The 17,323-nt window shown below is 61.1% G+C and carries 17 protein-coding genes; 6 read left to right on the top strand and 11 right to left on the bottom strand.

The features are described 5' to 3' along the window. Window positions 1–5: 5 nt before the first annotated feature. From puhA to puhE, 6 genes are all read left to right on the top strand, one after another. Entirely contained in the window at window positions 6–779 is a 774-nt protein-coding gene (puhA, locus tag ABDX79_RS09790) for a photosynthetic reaction center subunit H (RefSeq protein WP_346220096.1), read from the top strand. Continuing rightward, a complete protein-coding gene (puhB, locus tag ABDX79_RS09785; protein WP_346220095.1) occupies window positions 776–1,438 on the top strand; it encodes a photosynthetic complex putative assembly protein PuhB in 663 nt (220 codons plus the stop codon). The genes puhA and puhB overlap by 4 nt, the downstream gene beginning before the upstream one ends. Then, window positions 1,435–1,932, top strand: a complete 498-nt coding sequence (gene puhC / locus ABDX79_RS09780; protein WP_346220094.1) for a photosynthetic complex assembly protein PuhC — start codon at window positions 1,435–1,437, stop codon at window positions 1,930–1,932. The genes puhB and puhC overlap by 4 nt, the downstream gene beginning before the upstream one ends. Continuing rightward, complete coding sequence (locus tag ABDX79_RS09775; protein WP_346220093.1) at window positions 1,932–2,234, top strand: hypothetical protein; 303 nt, start codon at window positions 1,932–1,934, stop codon at window positions 2,232–2,234. The genes puhC and ABDX79_RS09775 overlap by 1 nt, the downstream gene beginning before the upstream one ends. Beyond that, window positions 2,231–3,319 carry a magnesium-protoporphyrin IX monomethyl ester (oxidative) cyclase gene (gene acsF, locus ABDX79_RS09770; protein ID WP_346220092.1) on the top strand — a complete coding sequence of 363 codons (1,089 nt, stop codon included), beginning with the start codon at window positions 2,231–2,233 and terminating at the stop codon, window positions 3,317–3,319. The genes ABDX79_RS09775 and acsF overlap by 4 nt, the downstream gene beginning before the upstream one ends. A 159-nt stretch (window positions 3,320–3,478) precedes the next feature. After that, window positions 3,479–5,353: a putative photosynthetic complex assembly protein PuhE gene (gene puhE, locus ABDX79_RS09765; RefSeq protein ID WP_346220091.1), complete on the top strand. Its 1,875-nt coding sequence runs from the start codon at window positions 3,479–3,481 to the stop codon at window positions 5,351–5,353. Between the two features lie 549 nt (window positions 5,354–5,902). Here the strand turns inward: puhE and ABDX79_RS09760 are convergent. From ABDX79_RS09760 to bchC, 11 genes are all read right to left on the bottom strand, one after another. Then, window positions 5,903–7,291, bottom strand: coding sequence for a TrkH family potassium uptake protein (locus ABDX79_RS09760; RefSeq protein WP_346220090.1), 1,389 nt, complete (start codon window positions 7,289–7,291; stop codon window positions 5,903–5,905). A 510-nt stretch (window positions 7,292–7,801) separates the two neighbouring features. Continuing rightward, window positions 7,802–9,562, bottom strand: a complete 1,761-nt coding sequence (gene pufC, locus ABDX79_RS09755; RefSeq protein WP_346220089.1) for a photosynthetic reaction center cytochrome PufC — start codon at window positions 9,560–9,562, stop codon at window positions 7,802–7,804. Further along, window positions 9,559–10,542 (bottom strand): photosynthetic reaction center subunit M, encoded by a 984-nt coding sequence (pufM, locus tag ABDX79_RS09750; RefSeq protein ID WP_346220088.1) that lies wholly within the window; start codon window positions 10,540–10,542, stop codon window positions 9,559–9,561. Before pufM ends, pufC begins: the two co-directional genes overlap by 4 nt. Window positions 10,543–10,553: 11 nt before the next feature. After that, window positions 10,554–11,393: a photosynthetic reaction center subunit L gene (gene pufL, locus ABDX79_RS09745; protein ID WP_346220087.1), complete on the bottom strand. Its 840-nt coding sequence runs from the start codon at window positions 11,391–11,393 to the stop codon at window positions 10,554–10,556. 93 nt (window positions 11,394–11,486) lie between these two features. Next, window positions 11,487–11,678 carry a light-harvesting antenna LH1, alpha subunit gene (gene pufA / locus ABDX79_RS09740; protein ID WP_346220086.1) on the bottom strand — a complete coding sequence of 64 codons (192 nt, stop codon included), beginning with the start codon at window positions 11,676–11,678 and terminating at the stop codon, window positions 11,487–11,489. A 14-nt stretch (window positions 11,679–11,692) separates the two neighbouring features. Beyond that, entirely contained in the window at window positions 11,693–11,917 is a 225-nt protein-coding gene (gene pufB, locus ABDX79_RS09735) for a light-harvesting antenna LH1, beta subunit (RefSeq protein ID WP_346220085.1), read from the bottom strand. Window positions 11,918–11,997: 80 nt separating this feature from the next. After that, complete coding sequence (locus ABDX79_RS09730; RefSeq protein ID WP_346220084.1) at window positions 11,998–12,225, bottom strand: hypothetical protein; 228 nt, start codon at window positions 12,223–12,225, stop codon at window positions 11,998–12,000. Between the two features lie 52 nt (window positions 12,226–12,277). Then, complete coding sequence (gene bchZ / locus ABDX79_RS09725) at window positions 12,278–13,723, bottom strand: chlorophyllide a reductase subunit Z (protein WP_346220083.1); 1,446 nt, start codon at window positions 13,721–13,723, stop codon at window positions 12,278–12,280. After that, complete coding sequence (bchY, locus tag ABDX79_RS09720) at window positions 13,723–15,321, bottom strand: chlorophyllide a reductase subunit Y (RefSeq protein ID WP_346220082.1); 1,599 nt, start codon at window positions 15,319–15,321, stop codon at window positions 13,723–13,725. Before bchY ends, bchZ begins: the two co-directional genes overlap by 1 nt. Before the next feature lie 7 nt (window positions 15,322–15,328). Beyond that, entirely contained in the window at window positions 15,329–16,345 is a 1,017-nt protein-coding gene (locus tag ABDX79_RS09715) for a chlorophyllide a reductase iron protein subunit X (RefSeq protein ID WP_463671144.1), read from the bottom strand. Further along, complete coding sequence (gene bchC / locus ABDX79_RS09710) at window positions 16,342–17,280, bottom strand: chlorophyll synthesis pathway protein BchC (protein ID WP_346220081.1); 939 nt, start codon at window positions 17,278–17,280, stop codon at window positions 16,342–16,344. Before bchC ends, ABDX79_RS09715 begins: the two co-directional genes overlap by 4 nt. Between the last annotated feature and the right edge of the window lie 43 nt (window positions 17,281–17,323).

The following is a 17,323-nucleotide window of genomic DNA, read 5'->3' as shown; positions in this document are numbered from 1 at the left end:
AGATCATGCCAACTGGAGCCTTTACCGAGCAACTCGACCTGCCCTTGCTGCTCGTCATCGCCTTTTTCCTCTTCTTCCTGGGGCTGGTTTACTATCTGCGTTCGGAAGACAAGCGCGAAGGCTACCCCCTGGTGTCCGATCGGACACGTGGCACGGCCAACCGCGTCTCGGTGGTCGGGTTCCCGCCTCTGCCGAAGCAGAAGTCGTTTCTCCTGCAGGATGGCAACGTTCATTACGCGCCCCATGCTGACAACGAGCGCGAGCTCAATGTACGCAATGCCTACAACATTCCGGGCTCGCCGATCATGCCGCTTGGTGATCCGCTGCTCGACGGCGTCGGTCCGGCGTCCTACGCGCTCAAGCAGGACAAGCCGTTCCGGACGATGGATGGCGAACTGACGCTTGCTCCGCTGCGCACGAAAACAGATTATCATCTGGAAGACTCCGGGCCGAACCTCATCGGCATGCCGGTCTATGCGGCCGATGGCGATCCGGTGGGAACGGTTCGTGACCTCTGGGTCAACGACATCGAATACTTCATCCGCTACGTCGAGGTCGACATGCCCGGGAAAGAGGGCACCGTTCTCGTGCCCTTCGCCTTCGCCGATACGCACAAGGGCCGCATGAAGTTCGGCATGCTCAGCCGGGAGCAGCTTCTCGCCGTCCCGACGCTCGGGAATGCCGAGTACATCACGGCTCGGGAGGAAGATCGGCTCAACGGTTACTTCGCTGGCGGCACGCTATATTCCAAGAACGGCGCACAGGCACCTTTCCTATGAAACACGTTGAACTCGAAGAGACCGTCGACCTCAAAGCCGAAATCAAGGCGGAGGAACTGCCCGATGGTGAGCGCATCCTGTGGCAGGGCAAGCCCGACTGGTGGCGTTTCGCCGTGAGCGCGTTTCGCCTCAAATGGATTTCGGCCTATTTCCTGGTGCTGGCCCTATGGCGGCTGGGGTCGGTTCACAACGATACCGGCTCTTGGGCCATGGCATTTGCCGACACATTGCCGATGTTGGCGTCCTTCTCCATCGTGGGCGCCATCCTGATGGGGCTGGCGGGTTTCTATGCCCGCACGACAGGTTTCCTGGTCACCGATCGGCGGGTGGTGATGCGTTATGGCGTCGCATTGCCCTCGCAGCTCAATATCCCGCTGAAGGATATCGAGGCAGCAGGACTGCGCGTGTACAAGGACGGCACCGGCGACATTCCGTTGGTGCTGCCGAAGAAGTCAAGACCGTTCTACTTCCAGATCTGGCCTTTCGCTCGCCCCATGAAGTTCCGCGCTGCCGAACCGATGCTGAGAGCGATCCCCGAAGCCGAGATGGTTGCGCAGACGCTGTCGCGGGCGCTCGCCAAGACCGGCGGCACGGCGACCTATGAGGATCATGCGCAAAAGGCATCCGACAAAGTGGGCGAGGGGGCCCTGGCGGCGTGAGTGAAGGTCTGAAGAGCGTCGACGGAAAGAAGCTGCGTTTCTATCCGACCCCTGAGCGTCCGATCCCGCTTGCGATCCTTGTCGGCGCAGGTCTTCTGGCGCTCACGACCGTCGGTGCAGGTCTTGCCAGCAACCGAACCGGGGTCGGTGCCTTTGCGACACCTCAGATGATGACGGTCGCGTCGAGGCAATTGGCACTCGACGAGAGTGATCCGACGGTTGCTGTCGTTTCCGACGCCGTCACCGGAGAAACCCTTCTGTCCCTTCCCACGGAAGCGGGAGGATTTGCCGTCGAGTCCTTGCGAAATCTCAAGCGTTACCGCACAATCCGTGGTGTGCCCGACAAGGGTGCTTATGTGCTCGCGCTGAAAGCCGATGGCCGACTGGTCGTCGAGGACCCGCTGACGAGCCGACAGGTGGAGTTGCGGGCGTTCGGTGCGGAAAACACTGAGGTGTTCGCGCAATTCCTGAATTGGGAGGACGCGGAAAGCTGATGTTGCGAACACTCTTCGGCGGAGCGGAGGAAACCGTGGATTGCACGGTGGAGATCTCCAACACCTTCGAGAGCCTGCATGCCCATGTCCGGTTTGACGGCGGGGTCACGGTGGAGCCCGGCGACGAGGTGATCGTCCATGGCAGCCCCATCGCGGTGCCCTACGGCGACGAAGCGGAATTCCGGCGCACGGCGACGATCCGTCGGGCGGGTTGGTTCGAGCGCACCTGGACGCGGATGACCGGCGACTTCGAATTCATGGAACTCTGCGAATTCTCATTTTCTGAAAAGGCAACACTATGAACGCTCCGGCCAGGGTAGACGCTGCGCGGCCCTTCAAGGGCGACATCAACGAGACGACGAAACAGGCGCAGGAGGATACGCTCCTCTCGCCGCGTTTCTACACGACCGATTTCGACAAGCTCGACAAGGTGGATGTCTCCAGCGTCCGTCCCCAGTGGGACAGGATGATCGCGGAGCTGAAGTCCGACCCCAATCGTGGCCATTTTAAACGCGACGAGAACTGGGACAAGATCGACCTCAACGATCTGCCTGAGGGGCTGCGCAAGGAATTCGTCGATTTCCTCGTTTCGTCACTGACGGCCGAATTTTCCGGCTGCGTTCTCTACAAGGAGATGAAGCGACGCGGGACCAATCCCGATATCTGCGAACTCTTCTCCTATATGAGCCGGGACGAGGCGCGGCACGCCGGCTTCATCAACGACGCGCTCAAGGAATTCGGAATTGGCGTCAATCTCGGTTTCCTGACGAAGGAGAAGAAGTACACCTTCTTCCAGCCGAAGTTCATCTATTACGCGACCTATCTTTCCGAGAAGATCGGCTACGCCCGTTACATCACGATCTATCGGCATCTGGAGCGCAATCCCGACAAGCGCTTCCATCCGATTTTCAAGTGGTTCGAGAAGTGGTGCAATGACGAGTTCCGCCATGGCGAGGCCTTCGCGCTTCTGATGCGCGCCGACGACCGTGTGCTGAAGGGCCACAACAAACTCTGGATCAAGTTCTTCCTGCTTGCGGTCTTCGCGACGATGTATGTGCGCGACCATGCACGGCCGGAATTCCACAAGGCCTTCGCCATCGATCCGTCCGAATACGGAATGAAGGTGTTCCGGGTCACGACGGAGATTTCCAAGCAGGTCTTCCCGCTCTCGCTCGACATCGACAATCCGAAGTTCAAGGCGAGACTCGACCGGTTGCTGGTCGCGAGCCGCATGATCGATGAAGGCCGCAAGGCCGGCGGCCTTTCCGGCAAACTGAAGATGCTGCGTGGACGTTCGATGGCCGCTTCGACCTTTGCCAGCCTCTACGCGATGCGCACGATCCCGAACGCTATTCCCGAGGACGGGACCCTTGTCCCGGCTTACTGAGCCGCTCTTTGCTAAAGCGAAATGCGAAAGGTCCGGATCGACATTTCGCTCGAAGCCTTTGTTTTGACGCGGGATGTGATCCGAAAGGTCAGGCGACCTTTCCACATCGCGCTCTAGCGACCCGGACGACAGAACGCATTTCAAGCGAAAGGCCATCCCATGATCGAATATGTCCTACCGGCCCTCTTCGCGCTTGTCGTCTGGTGGGCCTCGACCGTCGCCATCATCTGGCTGGACGGCCTGCCGCAGAAGACGTTCAAATATTCCATGATCGGCGCGACGGTGGTCTTCGCGCTGTCGCTGTGGGGCCTCGAATGGTCTTCGCACGACACGTCGGTCACCGGGGCCTATTATGCGTTCACCTTTGGGCTTCTGGCCTGGGGGTGGCAGGAGATGAGCTTCTACATGGGCTATGTCACCGGCCCCCGGAAGCAGCCTTGCCCGGAGAATTGCCGCGGCTGGCCGCATTTCGTCCATGCGGTGCAGACGAGCCTCTGGCATGAGCTGGCGATCATCGCTGCGGCTGTCGTTGTGGTCTCGCTGACCTGGGGCGCGCCGAACCAGATCGGCATGTGGACCTTCATGGTGCTGTGGTGGATGCATCAGAGCGCCAAGCTCAACGTCTTCTTCGGGGTGCGGAACCTGAACGAGGAATTCCTGCCGGAGCATCTCGAGTTTCTGAAGGGCTTTCTCAACAAGCGTTCGATGAACCTGCTGTTCCCGTTCTCGGTGACGATTTCCACCATCATCACCGTGCTACTCTTCGCATGGGCCTTCGCAGATGGTGCGAGCCAGTTCGAAATGGCGGGCTACACCTTCCTCGGCGTGCTGATGGCACTGGCAATCCTCGAACACTGGATGCTCGTGCTGCCGATGCCGTCCGGGGCGATCTGGGCGCCGGGCCTGAAGTCGCGCGGCGAGCGAAAGCCATTTGCGGTCGATATCGTGGTCGGCTTTCTCGGTGCCGGAAAGACGACCACGCTCCGGCGTATGCTGAGCGAGGCAAACCCGGCTGAAAAGACGGTCGTGCTCGTCAATGATTTCGGCGAGCTCGGCATCGACGGCTCGCTTCTTTCCGGGCAGGGCGCCGATGTGGTGGAGCTGCCGAATGGCTGCATCTGCTGTTCCCTGCGCAAGGACCTCGCAGCCCAATTGCGCGAGGTGGTCGCAAACATGGCCCCCGACAGGGTGCTGATCGAGCCGTCGGGTGTTGCCGATGTGGCATCCCTTCTCCAAGTGCTGGCCGCTCCTGAAATCGCCACGAATGTGAAGGCGACCAAACTGTTCACGGTGATCGACGCGGGAGCGTTCCTGGCCGATTACGCGCGAATGCCGGACTATTTCGACGTGCAGGCACGGATCGCTCCGGTGTTCATTCTGAACAAGATCGATCTCGTCTCTGAAAGCGAGCTTTCAGCGGTCCGTGAAACGCTGATCGCTCTCAATCCGAAGGCGCGGATCCTGCCGGCACGCTATGGCGCGGTCGAGGAAGAACTCGTTCCGAGCCAGGCGATCTATGTGCATGCAGCACGAGATGCGGCGCTCGATTCCGGTGAGGATCATCACGCACATGCGGGGCACGCCCATGGCCGTGGCCACGCACACGACCATCATGCGCATGAGGATGCGCATGGGCACGACCATGATCATAGACATGATCATGGACACCACCATCCGGAGCCCGGACTTGGTCTCGGTTCGTGGAGCCGGTCACTGACCCGGCCCATCGCCACCGATGAGCTCTCGGCACGACTTCATCAGGTCGCGCGCGGTGATATGGGCCGTGTCGATCGGATGAAGGGTATTGCCAAGTCCGGCGACGGCTGGTTGCGGTTCGACATTGCCGGCGGCCGCGTGTCCATGTCGGTGCATATTCCGCAGAAAAACGAGTCCGCGAGAGCGCTGGCGATCGGTAAGGACCTGAACGTTTCCAAGCTTGATCGCCTGTTCGAAGTGACGGCAGCCGAAGTTTCAGGTGAAGCCAAAGAGCAGCCGAAAAGCGGTTTCGGCGGTGAGCCTGCATTTGCGGTCTAGAATTCAGCTTTCAATTTGACGTTGCCCTGAGAGCATACGATCCGATTTCGGTATTGGTTCGTATGCTCCAGCATATCGGCGTCGCATCGGGTTTATTCGGACAGCGGCTCCCACTTTTCGGGTCGATGCTCTTGGTTGAGACTGGGTCCCGGGAGCACATTCTCGGCTCTCGATAGACTCTGATCGCCAATCCGATGAGTGGTGTCCACGTTTACGGCAGAACCCACTGTCCTCTCTCCGGCGCGGCACCACCAGACATCCGGTCCGAAATCCCCGCGATCGCATCCCGTCGCGGGATTTCAACCTTGATCGAGCATCGCTTGTGAACGTCCCGTTTATCGTGGATCTCGCCGGGGCGCGATCGGCGCAACTGTCTCGTAATGTCTTCCGAAAGCATTACCGGCGCTGCCTTCATGGGCGACCAACAAATGGTCGGCGGCTCCGATGGTCGGAATGCGAGGGTCATGGCGTTTTGATGCCCCGGTCTGCGCGAGACCTGCCTCCCCCTTGCCGTGCCAACAGCGGGAGGCCACAAGAGGCGCACCGTCTCTACATTGCAAGGTCGTTGTCGCTTTCTTCTTCCCGCGTTTCATCCGGCACGGCGATCGCGAGGCCGAACGTCAAGACGCCGACCCGACCGATAATCATGAGAGCGATGATCGTCAGCTTGCCAATCTCCGAGAGATTGCTGGTCGCTCCCATCGATAGCCCTACGGTGCCGAGTGCGGAGATCGCCTCGAATGCCATGGCGTTGAAGGCTATGCCCGTCTCGGTCAGAAACAGAATAAACAGAGCGACGGAGATGCAGGCAAGATAGCAGACGAGGGTCGTGCCCGCGAGATGCAGTTGCGTATCCGTGACGCGGCGCTTGAAGAAGCGAATGCTGTCCCGGCCTTTCAGCGTGGAGCGAGCGAGGCCCACGAGAGCGGCGAAGGAGGTGGTCTTCATGCCACCCCCGGTTCCCGATGGCGAGGCACCGATCATCATCAGAATGAGGAGCACCATCACAACAGCGTTCGAGATGTCGCCGATCGGGATGGTGTTGAACCCCACCGTTGTCGATGCGCTCATCGCCTGGAAAAAGGCGGCCAGCAGTCGATCGGCAGGAGGCAGGGCTTGAAGGGTCGGTTCGGCGAGGAAAATCAGCAACGTCCCGAGGCTGATCAGGATTGCGGTCATGCGAAAGATGACCTTGCTCGTGAAGCCGAAATGGGTCGAGCGGCCGATAAATCGCCGGGCTGCGTCCGCGACGATGATGAACCCCATCGCGCCGAAAATGCTCAGGACCGAAATGACCATGTTGATGGCGAAATCGTTCGAAAATCCCTCGAAGCTGTCCGAGTAAAGCGAAAAGCCCGCCGTGGAGAACGCCGATATCGAATGAAAGACCGCGCTCCAGAAGGGCTCTTCAACGTTCTGTGCTGCGAGAAGCGGGTAAAGGGAGGCGGCTCCCACGATCTCCGTCGCAAATGTAAAAAACACGACGGAGCGGAGGAAAAAGGCTGGTGACATATTCGCTGGTAGTGCGAACGCTGTGCGTGTCGTCTTTTCCTGCGTGTCGCTGAGCTGCGCCTGGATTGCAAGGAAGGCGAAGGAACTCATCGTCATGTAGCCGAGCCCACCGAACTGGATGAGCAGGAGGATAACCAGTTCGCCGAAGAAAGTGTAATGCGTGCCGGTGTCGACCGAGGTCAGACCGGTCGTTGACACGGCCGAGACGGCCATGAAGAGATTGTCCAAGACGGACACCGGTTCGCCTTCGTGCGACCAGGGAAGGCATAACAGGATCCAGCCGACGGACATGTAGAAAAGATAGCCAAGCATTAGAAGCTTGGCGGGGCCTGCCCGCTTGCGGGAGATGTCTGCGGTGGTTTCCTGGCCTTTTTTGATTTGTCGCAGCGATTCGATCGCCTGTTCGACGCTCAGCGGAACACGCATGATACTCTTCGTCCCATCCCAGTCTTTGAAAGAAGATAAAGGGCAGGAGACGTTTGGAAAGCGGGATGACGCCGCAATTCGATGGGACCAATTCCATTTTCAGTTGAAGAGGTCGCCTGGCTGCGCCCGGACTGCGCTCGGATGTCCATGGATATGCCGGAATTCACGATCCGTGGCCGCTTTTTGCGTCGCCGCTCTAAAGATATTCCCGATAGGTTTGTCGCGCTGCGCCAGCATGCTCTCATCCCACCGTACAAATGATTTGACCCTTGGGCCAATTCGCGCCTGACGCACAGCTCAGGCTTCCATCGGTCTTATACCGGCGGACCTTTGAAACCATCGGTTTCATGGGTCGTCGGCAGCCCGAGCGGCGTTTGAGCCGTTTGCCGGGCGTGGATTGACCCAACGGGTCAATTCATTCGTCCGGCGGTATTACGTCTGCGCAAAAAGAAATCCCCCGAGCTGTTCGCTCGGGGGATCAGGGCTTCTACTCAGGTTTGTCGTTCCTGGTCAGTTCGTCGAGCGGGGCACGATCACGATCGAAGGGCGTGAGCTGCCTCCGGATTGTCCGCTCGATGGGCTGGAGGCTTCGGAGCCGTTGCTGGCATCCTCTGATCCGCCACTGCCGGAAGCCTCGCTACCCGAAGACTGATTGCCTTCGGAGGCTTTGGCGTCCCCGGAACCGGCGTCCGAAGACGACTGGCCGGGGTCCATGGCGGTGCTACCCTCGTTTTCAGGCGTTTGAGTGGATTCGCCTTGGACGCCAGTCTTACCAGGGGACGATTGGTCGCCACCTTCGCTCGGCATTCCGGTGCCGGGATCGCCTGCGGAAGGTGCGTCGTCCTGCGTGTCGCTCTCCTGCATGGAGGTGCTGGGACGGAGCTGTTGCGGGTCAGACCCACTGGGGGCATCGACGCCGGTCGGGAATTCACCGGGAGGCGATGCTTCGCCAGGCGTTTCGGGCGGCAAGGCCTCCGTTGTATTGTCGATAGCGGATGGTTCTTCACCCTTCTGCGGATCCTGCTGGGACTTATACTCGACGCCCTCCCCATTGCCCTGTCCGCCATCCGGAGCCACCGATTGCTCGATAGCCGTTTCGCTGACTGGAGCGGGCTGCGGCTGCGGCTGGGTTTGGGTATCGGACCCAGTCTGGGCGACCGGAATCGCCTTGCCAAGAAGGATCGCCTCTTTCGGCGAAGGGTCCGGCACTTTGCCGTCTTCGGAGAGGCCGGCTGTGAAGGAGTGCATCAGCTCGTAGCCCTGAAGAGGCTGAGGTTCGCCGCGATGGCAGGTGCCGCAATGGACCTTGGCCGGATCACCGAGCGGGCCGAGACGTTCCGGCGGGAAGACGTCCTTGAGCGGCTCGATGTATTCGACGTTAATCTGACGGGACATGCGAATGCCCCAATAGGCGATCCAGCGGAATGGCGTCGACTGGGACCAGTCCCAGAAGGCGCGGGAGTTGTGGCAGTAGGTGCAGTTGACGCCGAGGGCGTTCGACTGCTGCATCATGAAAAGGTAGAGGTTCTCGGCGGTCTGCTCGAGCGCCACTTCCGCCTTGCCCGATGTGCTCACCAAAGGATCACGCGACTGGATGTTTGCCGTAGCCGGATCCTTCCCGAGGTATTTGGCATAAGGCACGGAGGGAAAGAACTGACGGATGGTCTTTGCTTCCAGATACCAAGGCCGCGGCTTACCCAGGAACTGGCTGCCGTCCGGCTCCTTCTGATCGTACCAGCTCTGCGCTGGCACGTTCTGGCCGCGATGGCAGGTGTAACAGGTGACGCCCGCAGGCGCGACGTGTTCCGGCCAGTTGGTGTTGATGTTACGGGTCATTTCAAGCATCTGGCGAGCGACGACCTTGGTGTAGACACTGTCCGAAGCAAAGCCTTCCTCGACATTGTGACAGTATTCGCAGCCCTGATCCGGCGATACCCACTCGGTGATCGCAAGCATCAGGCGAGTGAACTCGCCTTCGCTGAGATCTCCGAGCACTTCGACGTTTTCATAGGCTTCACTCGCCTTCAGTTCGCCCTCATAAGGCTCCGCCGGCGGCGGAGCCTCGGGGAGAAGCTCGTCGGGCTTTCTGTCCCCGTCCCTGAACTGGACCATCTCGATCGCTGCCGGCCCGGTCTCTTCCGCATCGATAGGCGGAAGCACCCAGGGCGGAACGGTGAGGACAATGATACCGGCGGCTAGGGCGAAGACGCCCAGGATTATGGGTGCGACGCGATGTTTGGGCGCCGCGCGTTTCTTGCGTTCGTTGCTCATTGTCCTGCCCCCGGAATAGCACCGCTGGGAATCGGGAAGTCGGGATAGACCGATGGGTAGGTCGGCGCGATTCCGTGCTTGACGCCCCACAGATACCAGTTGTCGACGACCGTTCCTGTGAGGAGGACGCCGATCGCGCCGCAGAAGGTCGTCAGGACAGCGAACCACCATGCCCAGCGGTGAATGGATTCATACGAGGCGTTGAAGCCCATGGTCCAGCGCCAGAAGAGGCCAGCACGTTCCGCTGCAGTGCCGCGATCGACGATTTCTTCCGCCTCACGCTCGCCACCGAAGCGAGACACCGCGAGAATGGTCGCGCCGTGCATCGCAAAGAGCATCGTCGAGCCGTAGAGGAAGACGATCGAAAGCATGTGGAACGGATTGTAGTACCAGTTGCCGTAAAGCACCGAGACCGACGCGGTCCAGTTCAGATGCGTGATCAGGCCAAAAGGCACCGCTTCCGACCAGGAACCCATCAGAATGGGACGGAAAAGACCGAGCGAAAGATAGAGGAAGATCGCCGAGGCGAAGGCCCAGCTCGTATGGGTGCCCATGCCGAGCGCCCGCGCCCTCGTATAGCTGCGGACCCACCAGAGGAGGATGGAGGTCGTCAGGAAGAAGCCGGCCAGGATCCACCAGCCGCCATCGCCGAGCGGAACGAGCGGATTGAGCCCGTATTTGGCCGGCGGCGGATCGAGGGAGAGGAAGGGAAGGTTGCGCACAAAGGCGTAAGGGTCCCAGCCAACCGAGGCCCACATGTTGAGGCCGATGATCTCGATGGCGATGAAGCCGAAGGCAAGCGAGAGCGCGCCGGACCAGCCGAGATAGAGCGGTCCAAGCTGCGGATCGCCGATCTTGCCGAGCCAGTAGCTAAAAGCATTCACCTGGATTCGCGGCACGTCGCTCTTCGGCAGAGAGACGCCTGGATCGAAGGGACCGCGAACCTGGGAGCGAAAATATATGGAGGAATAGTAGGCCATGGTTCACCCCCTCAGTAGGAAATGTTGCCGATAGCGGCAGGCGTTTGGAGGAAGAAGTCGAAGAAATACGGCCAGCCGCGATCCATGAACGGACCAGAAATGATGATGCAGATCGCGCTCCAGAACCCGGCGTTCAACGCAAAGAACAGTCCCAGCCGGTGGATGCCGTAAGGCCCTACGGAATAGGCGATGTAATCGCGGAAATAGGCGTTCTCGGTTTCGCCATACTTGACCGGTTCGCCCTTTGGCGGATTGACCGCACCAAGGATGACGCCTGCGTGAAGGCCGAGGAACATCGTCGTGGTGAAGAAGAACGTCACCGCAAGCATGTGCGCCGGGTTGTAGTGGAAGTGCAGGAACTGGTAGCCGACGTTCGAAACCCAGTCGAGATGGCTCATGATGCCGTAGGGAAAGCCGTGGCCCCAGGCCCCGAGAAGCAGGGGACGGATGACGACGAGCGAAACATAGGCGAAGACTGCGGTCGCATAAGCGATTGGAACGTGCCAGCCGATACCGAGCTTTCGGCAAATTTCGATCTCGCGCAAAGCCCAGGAGCTGAAGGCACCGACGGCGCAGATCGAGACGATCTGCCAGATGCCGCCCTCGTCGAGAGGGGCGAGACCAAGGCCGTATTTTATGGATGGCGGGTTGACCGAGAAGGCGAAGATGTTCGTCTCTGTGCCCTGACTGATATCGTAAAAGATCAGGAGAGAACCAAGGAGTGCGAAGAAGATCGCAGTGACGCCGAAAAAGCCGACGTAAAAGGGGCCAACCCAGAAATCGAACAAGTCGCCGCCGACGAGTGTTCCGCCACGTACCCTGTATTTTCGTTCAAATGACAGCATCGCCATGGCTGCTGACTCCCTCAAGCGGTGACATGCTTATTGGTTGAAAACCGGGGCCGACGGGGCGTCGTCGCCCCCGGTGAGATCAGCAGTCCGTCGTCAGACGATCTTGTGATCGAGGACGAGCGAACTCGACTGCTGTGCGCCGCTTTCAGCGGAGGGGTTCGCCAGCCAGTTGTAGCGGGCGGTGGACAGCAGGATGAAGTGGATGAGAAGAGCCAACACCAGAAGGAAGGTGAAGAGCCCGATCAGCGCGCGACGCGGATCGAAAAGTAACCAGATCTGACCCATAGGATTCGCCTCCGTTAGGTAAACATCGACAGCAGCGGATGAGCGATATCGAGGCTCGCCGCAACTTCAGGGGTCTGGAGCCACGGGCGCCAGATCCAGACGAGGATGTGGGCGATCACGGCAACCAAGGTGAAACCGGCGAAGGACTTCAGGAAGAGCGAGTTGAACTCGTTTGCTTCTCTTTCGGTCAGACCGGTGAGCGTGCCCGCGTCAGACGCGGTACTGGATGTATTGGACATTACCTTTCTCCGTTGTTTCGGATGCCTTCACGTCGCCACGTCCAACACAAAGACCTGGCGATGGAAGCTGGTCACGAGCGTCAGCGCATGAATGCGAAGGGCAGCACCGAGTGCGCCGTCTGGCGCGCGTCGGAGAGGACCGCGAAAAAGCGGCCACGCTCGAAGGGAAGCGGCCTCAGGGAGGCCGGCAGAAGGCGCGACAGGAGGGCTACCGCGAGAAAAAGCGGAAAGCTGAGGGCGTAGATCAGCCGATATTCACGCCGCTCCGACGAAAAAAGCGAAGGTGCTTGTCGGGTTGTCAGGCTCATCGGATATCCTCCTTGGCTGGTTGGTGATCGAGACGGGAAGGGGAGAGGCGGATCATCCGGCAGTCTCCTCTTCGCCGAGAATGGACGGGTCGAGATGTTTCAGCTCGACGGCGATGGCATCTTCGGCGAGCGCCCGGCGCTCGGCATCGTCGCGCCAGCGCTTGGCAGCCGAAATACGGGTGAGGATCGGCTCATTCGCCATCGCCCGCTCAAGGGCGGCGGAGGCTGCGCGCGACCAGCCGACACTCGATTTTTCCCGTGCGGGCGTAGCCGGTATCGCGTCCATTTCCGTGCCGAGCGGCAGGATGAAGAAGAGCGCGTCGAACAGGGAGTTGCAGACCTCCTGAACGAGATAGGTTGCGCCCGCATAGCCCATGAAGGGTGTGCCGGTGGCCCGCCGGATCGCGGCGCCCGGGAAGGAGGCCGGAATGAATGCGGATCGTCCGCCGGATTCGGCGAGGTACATGCGCTCGTTGTAGCTGCCGAAGATAATCAGGGGTTTCGTGTCCCTGATCTTCGCGCGGACCTCGTCGTTGAGTGTCTTTGCGCCGGCCTTGCGGGGAACGGCGAATTTGCAGGGCAGGCCCATCTCGTCTTCGAGGAACAGGCGAATACCACGGGCATGGGTTTCGTTGGCGACGATGCCGAAGCTCGCGGTGCCGAAGAAATCCTGGGTGACCGAGCGCCAGAGATCCCACAGGGGCTTGATCGTGGTGTGCTTCTCGCGCTCGATGAAGGGCTCGGGATCGAGGCCCGTCAGTTCGCCGAGCTTGCGCAGGAACGCGGTCGTCGAATGGAGGCCGATCGGCGCCTGGAGGTAGGGCTTTTCCAGGGTCTCGCAGAGCTGGCGGCCGAACTCCCGGTACATGCAGACATTGACGTCCGCATCGTCGAGTTTCGCCGTATCCTTCAGATGGCTGCCGAGCGGATAGACGAGATTGACCTCGGCTCCGATGCCTTCGACGAGACGGCGGATTTCGGCGAGATCGGACGGCATGTTGAACATGCCATAGGCCGCACCGACGATGTTGACCTTGGGCCTGGCGTCCGCCGCCTTCTCTTTGGTCCTGCGCTTCTTCGGCCCGTATTCGGTGTAGAGCCATTTCAACGCACGGTCCGCCGCCTGCCACTGATCCTCGTCGATCGTGCGCGGCAGAAAGCGCTTGAGATTGGTGCCTTCCGGCGTCACGCCGCCGCCGATCATCTCGGCGATCGAGCCGGTCACGACGACCGAAGGCTGCTTCGGATCGAGAACGGCATGGGCACGCTTCATGGCGCCCTCGGTGCCGGTCTGGCCGAGATTTTCTTCCGCAAGACCCGTGACGACGATCGGGAGCTCGTGCGGCGGGAGGGCGTCGGTGTAGTGGAGGACCGAGGTGACGGGCAGATTCTCGCAGCCCACCGGGCCGTCGATGACGACCTGCAAACCCTTGATGGCGGTAAAGACGTAGACGGCGCCCCAGTAGCCGCCAGCGCGATCGTGGTCGAGGACCAGCATCAGATGCCTCCCTCGCTGGATGCCACGCTGTCGGGAACGGCATCGAATTTCGACTTGGCGCGGATCGGCACGTCGTCGCGGCGAGAGACGGGCTTCTTCTTTTCGGGGGCGGTTGGCCAGACGCCGGAATTGTCGCCCGAGCCGACGCCTTCGAAGAAAGCCTTCATCGTATCGAAGCGGGCTTTCGAGCCAATGGCCGTGTTGATGACCTCGGCGAGAGAGCCGGCTCCCGCCGGACCCATCAGCGGACGGGCCGAAATGAGATTGGTGAAGTAGAGAGACGGTGTCCCGCTCTCCTTTGCCTTCTGGACGACCGGGGTCGTGCCGATGGCGAGATCGGGCTTGAACTCCTCGAAGGCCGCAAGATCGTCTTCCAGGGAGGCCCGGAACTTGACGTGAACGCCCTTGGCCTCGAGCCATTCGCGATCGTGATCGGACCATTTGGTGCGCGGGCAGGCGGTGCCGACATAGCGCAGGTCCGCGCCGCTCTCGACGAGGAGGCGCGCGACCAGCAGTTCGGAGCCCTCGTAGCCCGACAGCGTGATGCGTCCGTCGATCTTCGAGCCAGCAAGCGCTCCCTTGATCGCGGGGAGGATTGCGTTCTGGGCTGCCGCGATTCTGCTCGCCGGAACCGAGGCCGCATCGCCGATGCGAGCCAGCCAGTCAGCCGTGCCCTCGGCACCCACCGGTGCCGATCCCACGACCGGTCGGCCCGCCGTCTGAAATTCTCTGACAGAGGACGTATAGAACGGGTGGATCGCGGCCACGGCCGCACAATCCAGCGCGCCGTAGAGTTCGCGCCATTCGCGGGTCGGAACGACCGGACCGGCGGCAAGACCCATGGGCTCCAGAAGCTGGCCGATAATCATCGGATCGGCCGGGAACATCTCGCCGAGAAGTGCGATTTCCGGCTTGTCTGTCCCAGCGCGGTTCGGCCTTGAAACAGGGCCGGCCTCGGCTTCCTCGCGAGCACGCTTCAGCATGGCGCCGGCGAGAATGTCCTTTGCCTCGGCATGGGTCGGAACACCGAAGCCCGGAACGTCGATGCCGATGATCCGAACGCCGTCGATCGTCTCCGGCAACAGGCGCAGGGGCACGCCGGATGCGGTCGGAACGCACAGATTGGTGACGACGATCGCGTCATAGAGTTCGGGGTCCGCGAGCTCATGGACCGCGTCGCGTATATCCTCGAACAGCTTGCCGGTGACGAGCGTTTCGGACGAAAACGGAACGTAGCCGACGGTGCGGCGGGCACCGTAGAAATGCGAGGTGAAGGTGAGGCCGTAGACGCAGCAGGCCGAGCCCGACAGGACCGTTGCCGTGCGCCGCATACGCAGCCCGACGCGGAGCGAGCCGAAAGCCGGGCACATGGATTGCGGCTGGTCGTGGGGACCTGTCGGGTAGTCCTTGGCGTACTGGTCGAGCGCCTCGCTTGCGCCAGCCTTCTTCGCTGCCGCAAGCAGTTCGGACTTGCCGGCGTGACATCCCGCGTCGCCGTCCTTGGCCTGCTTGACGGATCCGGTGGACACCGGTTCGAGGGAGGACCCGGTGGTGCCGGGGCTTTCATCTCTCGAAAAATCTCTGGGTTCGAAATCCATTACGACCTCACGCGTTGTCGTATACGACTTCGAGGGTGGGCTTCGGCGTGATCGGCCGGCCCATCATGTCCTCCTGGCTCGCAGGCTGGAGGACAAAGTCGCGTCCCGTTTCCTCGTCGTCGAAAAGGCCGAGGAGGCCGTCTGCATCGAGCGGGGTCGGGTGAAGGGGCGGCGCGTCTGCGACGCCTGCGGCAAGCTCCTCGAACAGGGAGGCCCATTGGCCGCCGGGCCTGCCGACGATCTGGTAGTTCGCACTCTTCTTGCGGATGTCTTCGTCGGCGGGGATGGCGGAGAGAACAGGGATGCCGACGGCTTTGGCGAAAGCGGCGGCTTCACCCGTGCCATCGTCCTTGTTCACGACCATGCCGGCAACGCCCACATTGCCGCCGAGCTTGCGGAAATACTCCACCGCCGAGCAAACATTGTTCGCGACGTAGAGGGACTGAAGGTCGTTGGAGCCGACGACGATGACCTTCTGGCACATGTCGCGGGCAATCGGCAGGCCGAAGCCGCCGCAGACGACGTCCCCTAAGAAGTCGAGAAGGACGTAGTCGAAGCCCCAGTCGTGGAAGCCCAGCTTTTCGAGAAGCTCGAAGCCGTGGATGATGCCGCGTCCGCCGCAGCCGCGTCCGACTTCAGGACCGCCAAGCTCCATGGCGAAGACGCCATCGCGCTTAAAGCAGACGTCGGAGATGTCGACCTCTTCGCCGGCGGCCTTTTTCTTTGACGATGTCTCGATGATGGTCGGGCAGGCCTTGCCGCCGAACAGCAGCGAGGTGGTATCGGATTTGGGGTCGCAACCGATGAGAAGGACACGCTTGCCCTGCTGGGCGAGCATGTAGGACAGGTTCGCGAGGGTGAACGACTTGCCGATGCCGCCCTTGCCGTAGATCGCGATGATCTGGGTTTCCTTGGTGACCGGGCCGGAGGCCGGCGTGTCGACGGGTTCGTGTGCTTCGGCCCGGAGGGCGGAATGCATCTCGTCCTGACCCGATTTTGCTTCGGTTCTTGCGAGTGCGCTCATGCGCTAGTCCCCCATTCGATGATCATTTTCAGGCAATCGGCGTCTTCGAACGCCGTACGATAAGCGTCGGCGGCGCCACCCGGCCGAGCTGTGTGTGTGACGAGACCGGCGAGCGAGAGCGCCTTGCCGGCGACCATCCCAACGACCGCATCCATGTCCGTCTTTGCCCATTCCGCTGCGATCCGGATCGTCGTTTCGCGCATGAAGGCTGGCGGGAAGGCAAAGGCGAGGGGCTGCTTATAGAAGCCCGCGAGAACGATCTCGCTTCCTTTGCCGGAGCGTGAGACGAGGCTGTCGATGATGCCGGAATCGCCACTGACATCGATGATCGATGCATAGTCGCGACGGTCGTCGTCAGCGGGATCGACAACGTCGTAGCCAAGGGCACCATGATGGCGACCCGGATTGGTTTCCCATACGGTTGGGGTCCCGCCTTTTGCCGCCGCGATGCGGGCCGCGAGCCGGCCAAGGACACCGTGGCCGACGATCAGATCCGGAAGCGCGCTTCCGGCCATGACAGCATGATGGGCGGTGGCGGCAAGGGCGAGAAGCGTCGTCTCGACGCCGAACCCTTCCGGTACCGGCACCAGCTTCTCCGACCTGGCGACGAGATGGCTGGCCTGGGCTCCGAACAGCCCGTGGGCGTCGGTGAAACCGTGCGAGCCGGGAACGAAGACGCGGGTTCCGACGGCGGGCCCGTCCTTCGCCTCGGTGGAGATGATCCGCCCGATGGCTTCGTAACCTGGAACGAGGGGATAGCCCATGCCGGGAAAAGCCGGCATTTCGCCGGAAAAGAGCAGGCGCTCGGTTCCGGTTGAAATTCCTGACGCTTCGACCTCGATCAGCGCTTCGCCATGCTCGACAGGCTTGAGCCCGGTCGCCGCCAGGGCGATGGCTTTCGGCTGTTCGAATATGATGGCGGTGGTCTGACGCATTTCGAAATGGTTCCCTTCGAGATGTGTCAAGTTAACTGGACAG

The organism is Fulvimarina fulva, assembly GCF_039652615.1.
Taxonomy (GTDB): Bacteria; Pseudomonadota; Alphaproteobacteria; order Rhizobiales; family Rhizobiaceae; genus Fulvimarina.
The sequence above is the reverse complement of the archived record's forward strand: the minus strand, read 5'-3'. Positions and strand labels throughout refer to the sequence as shown.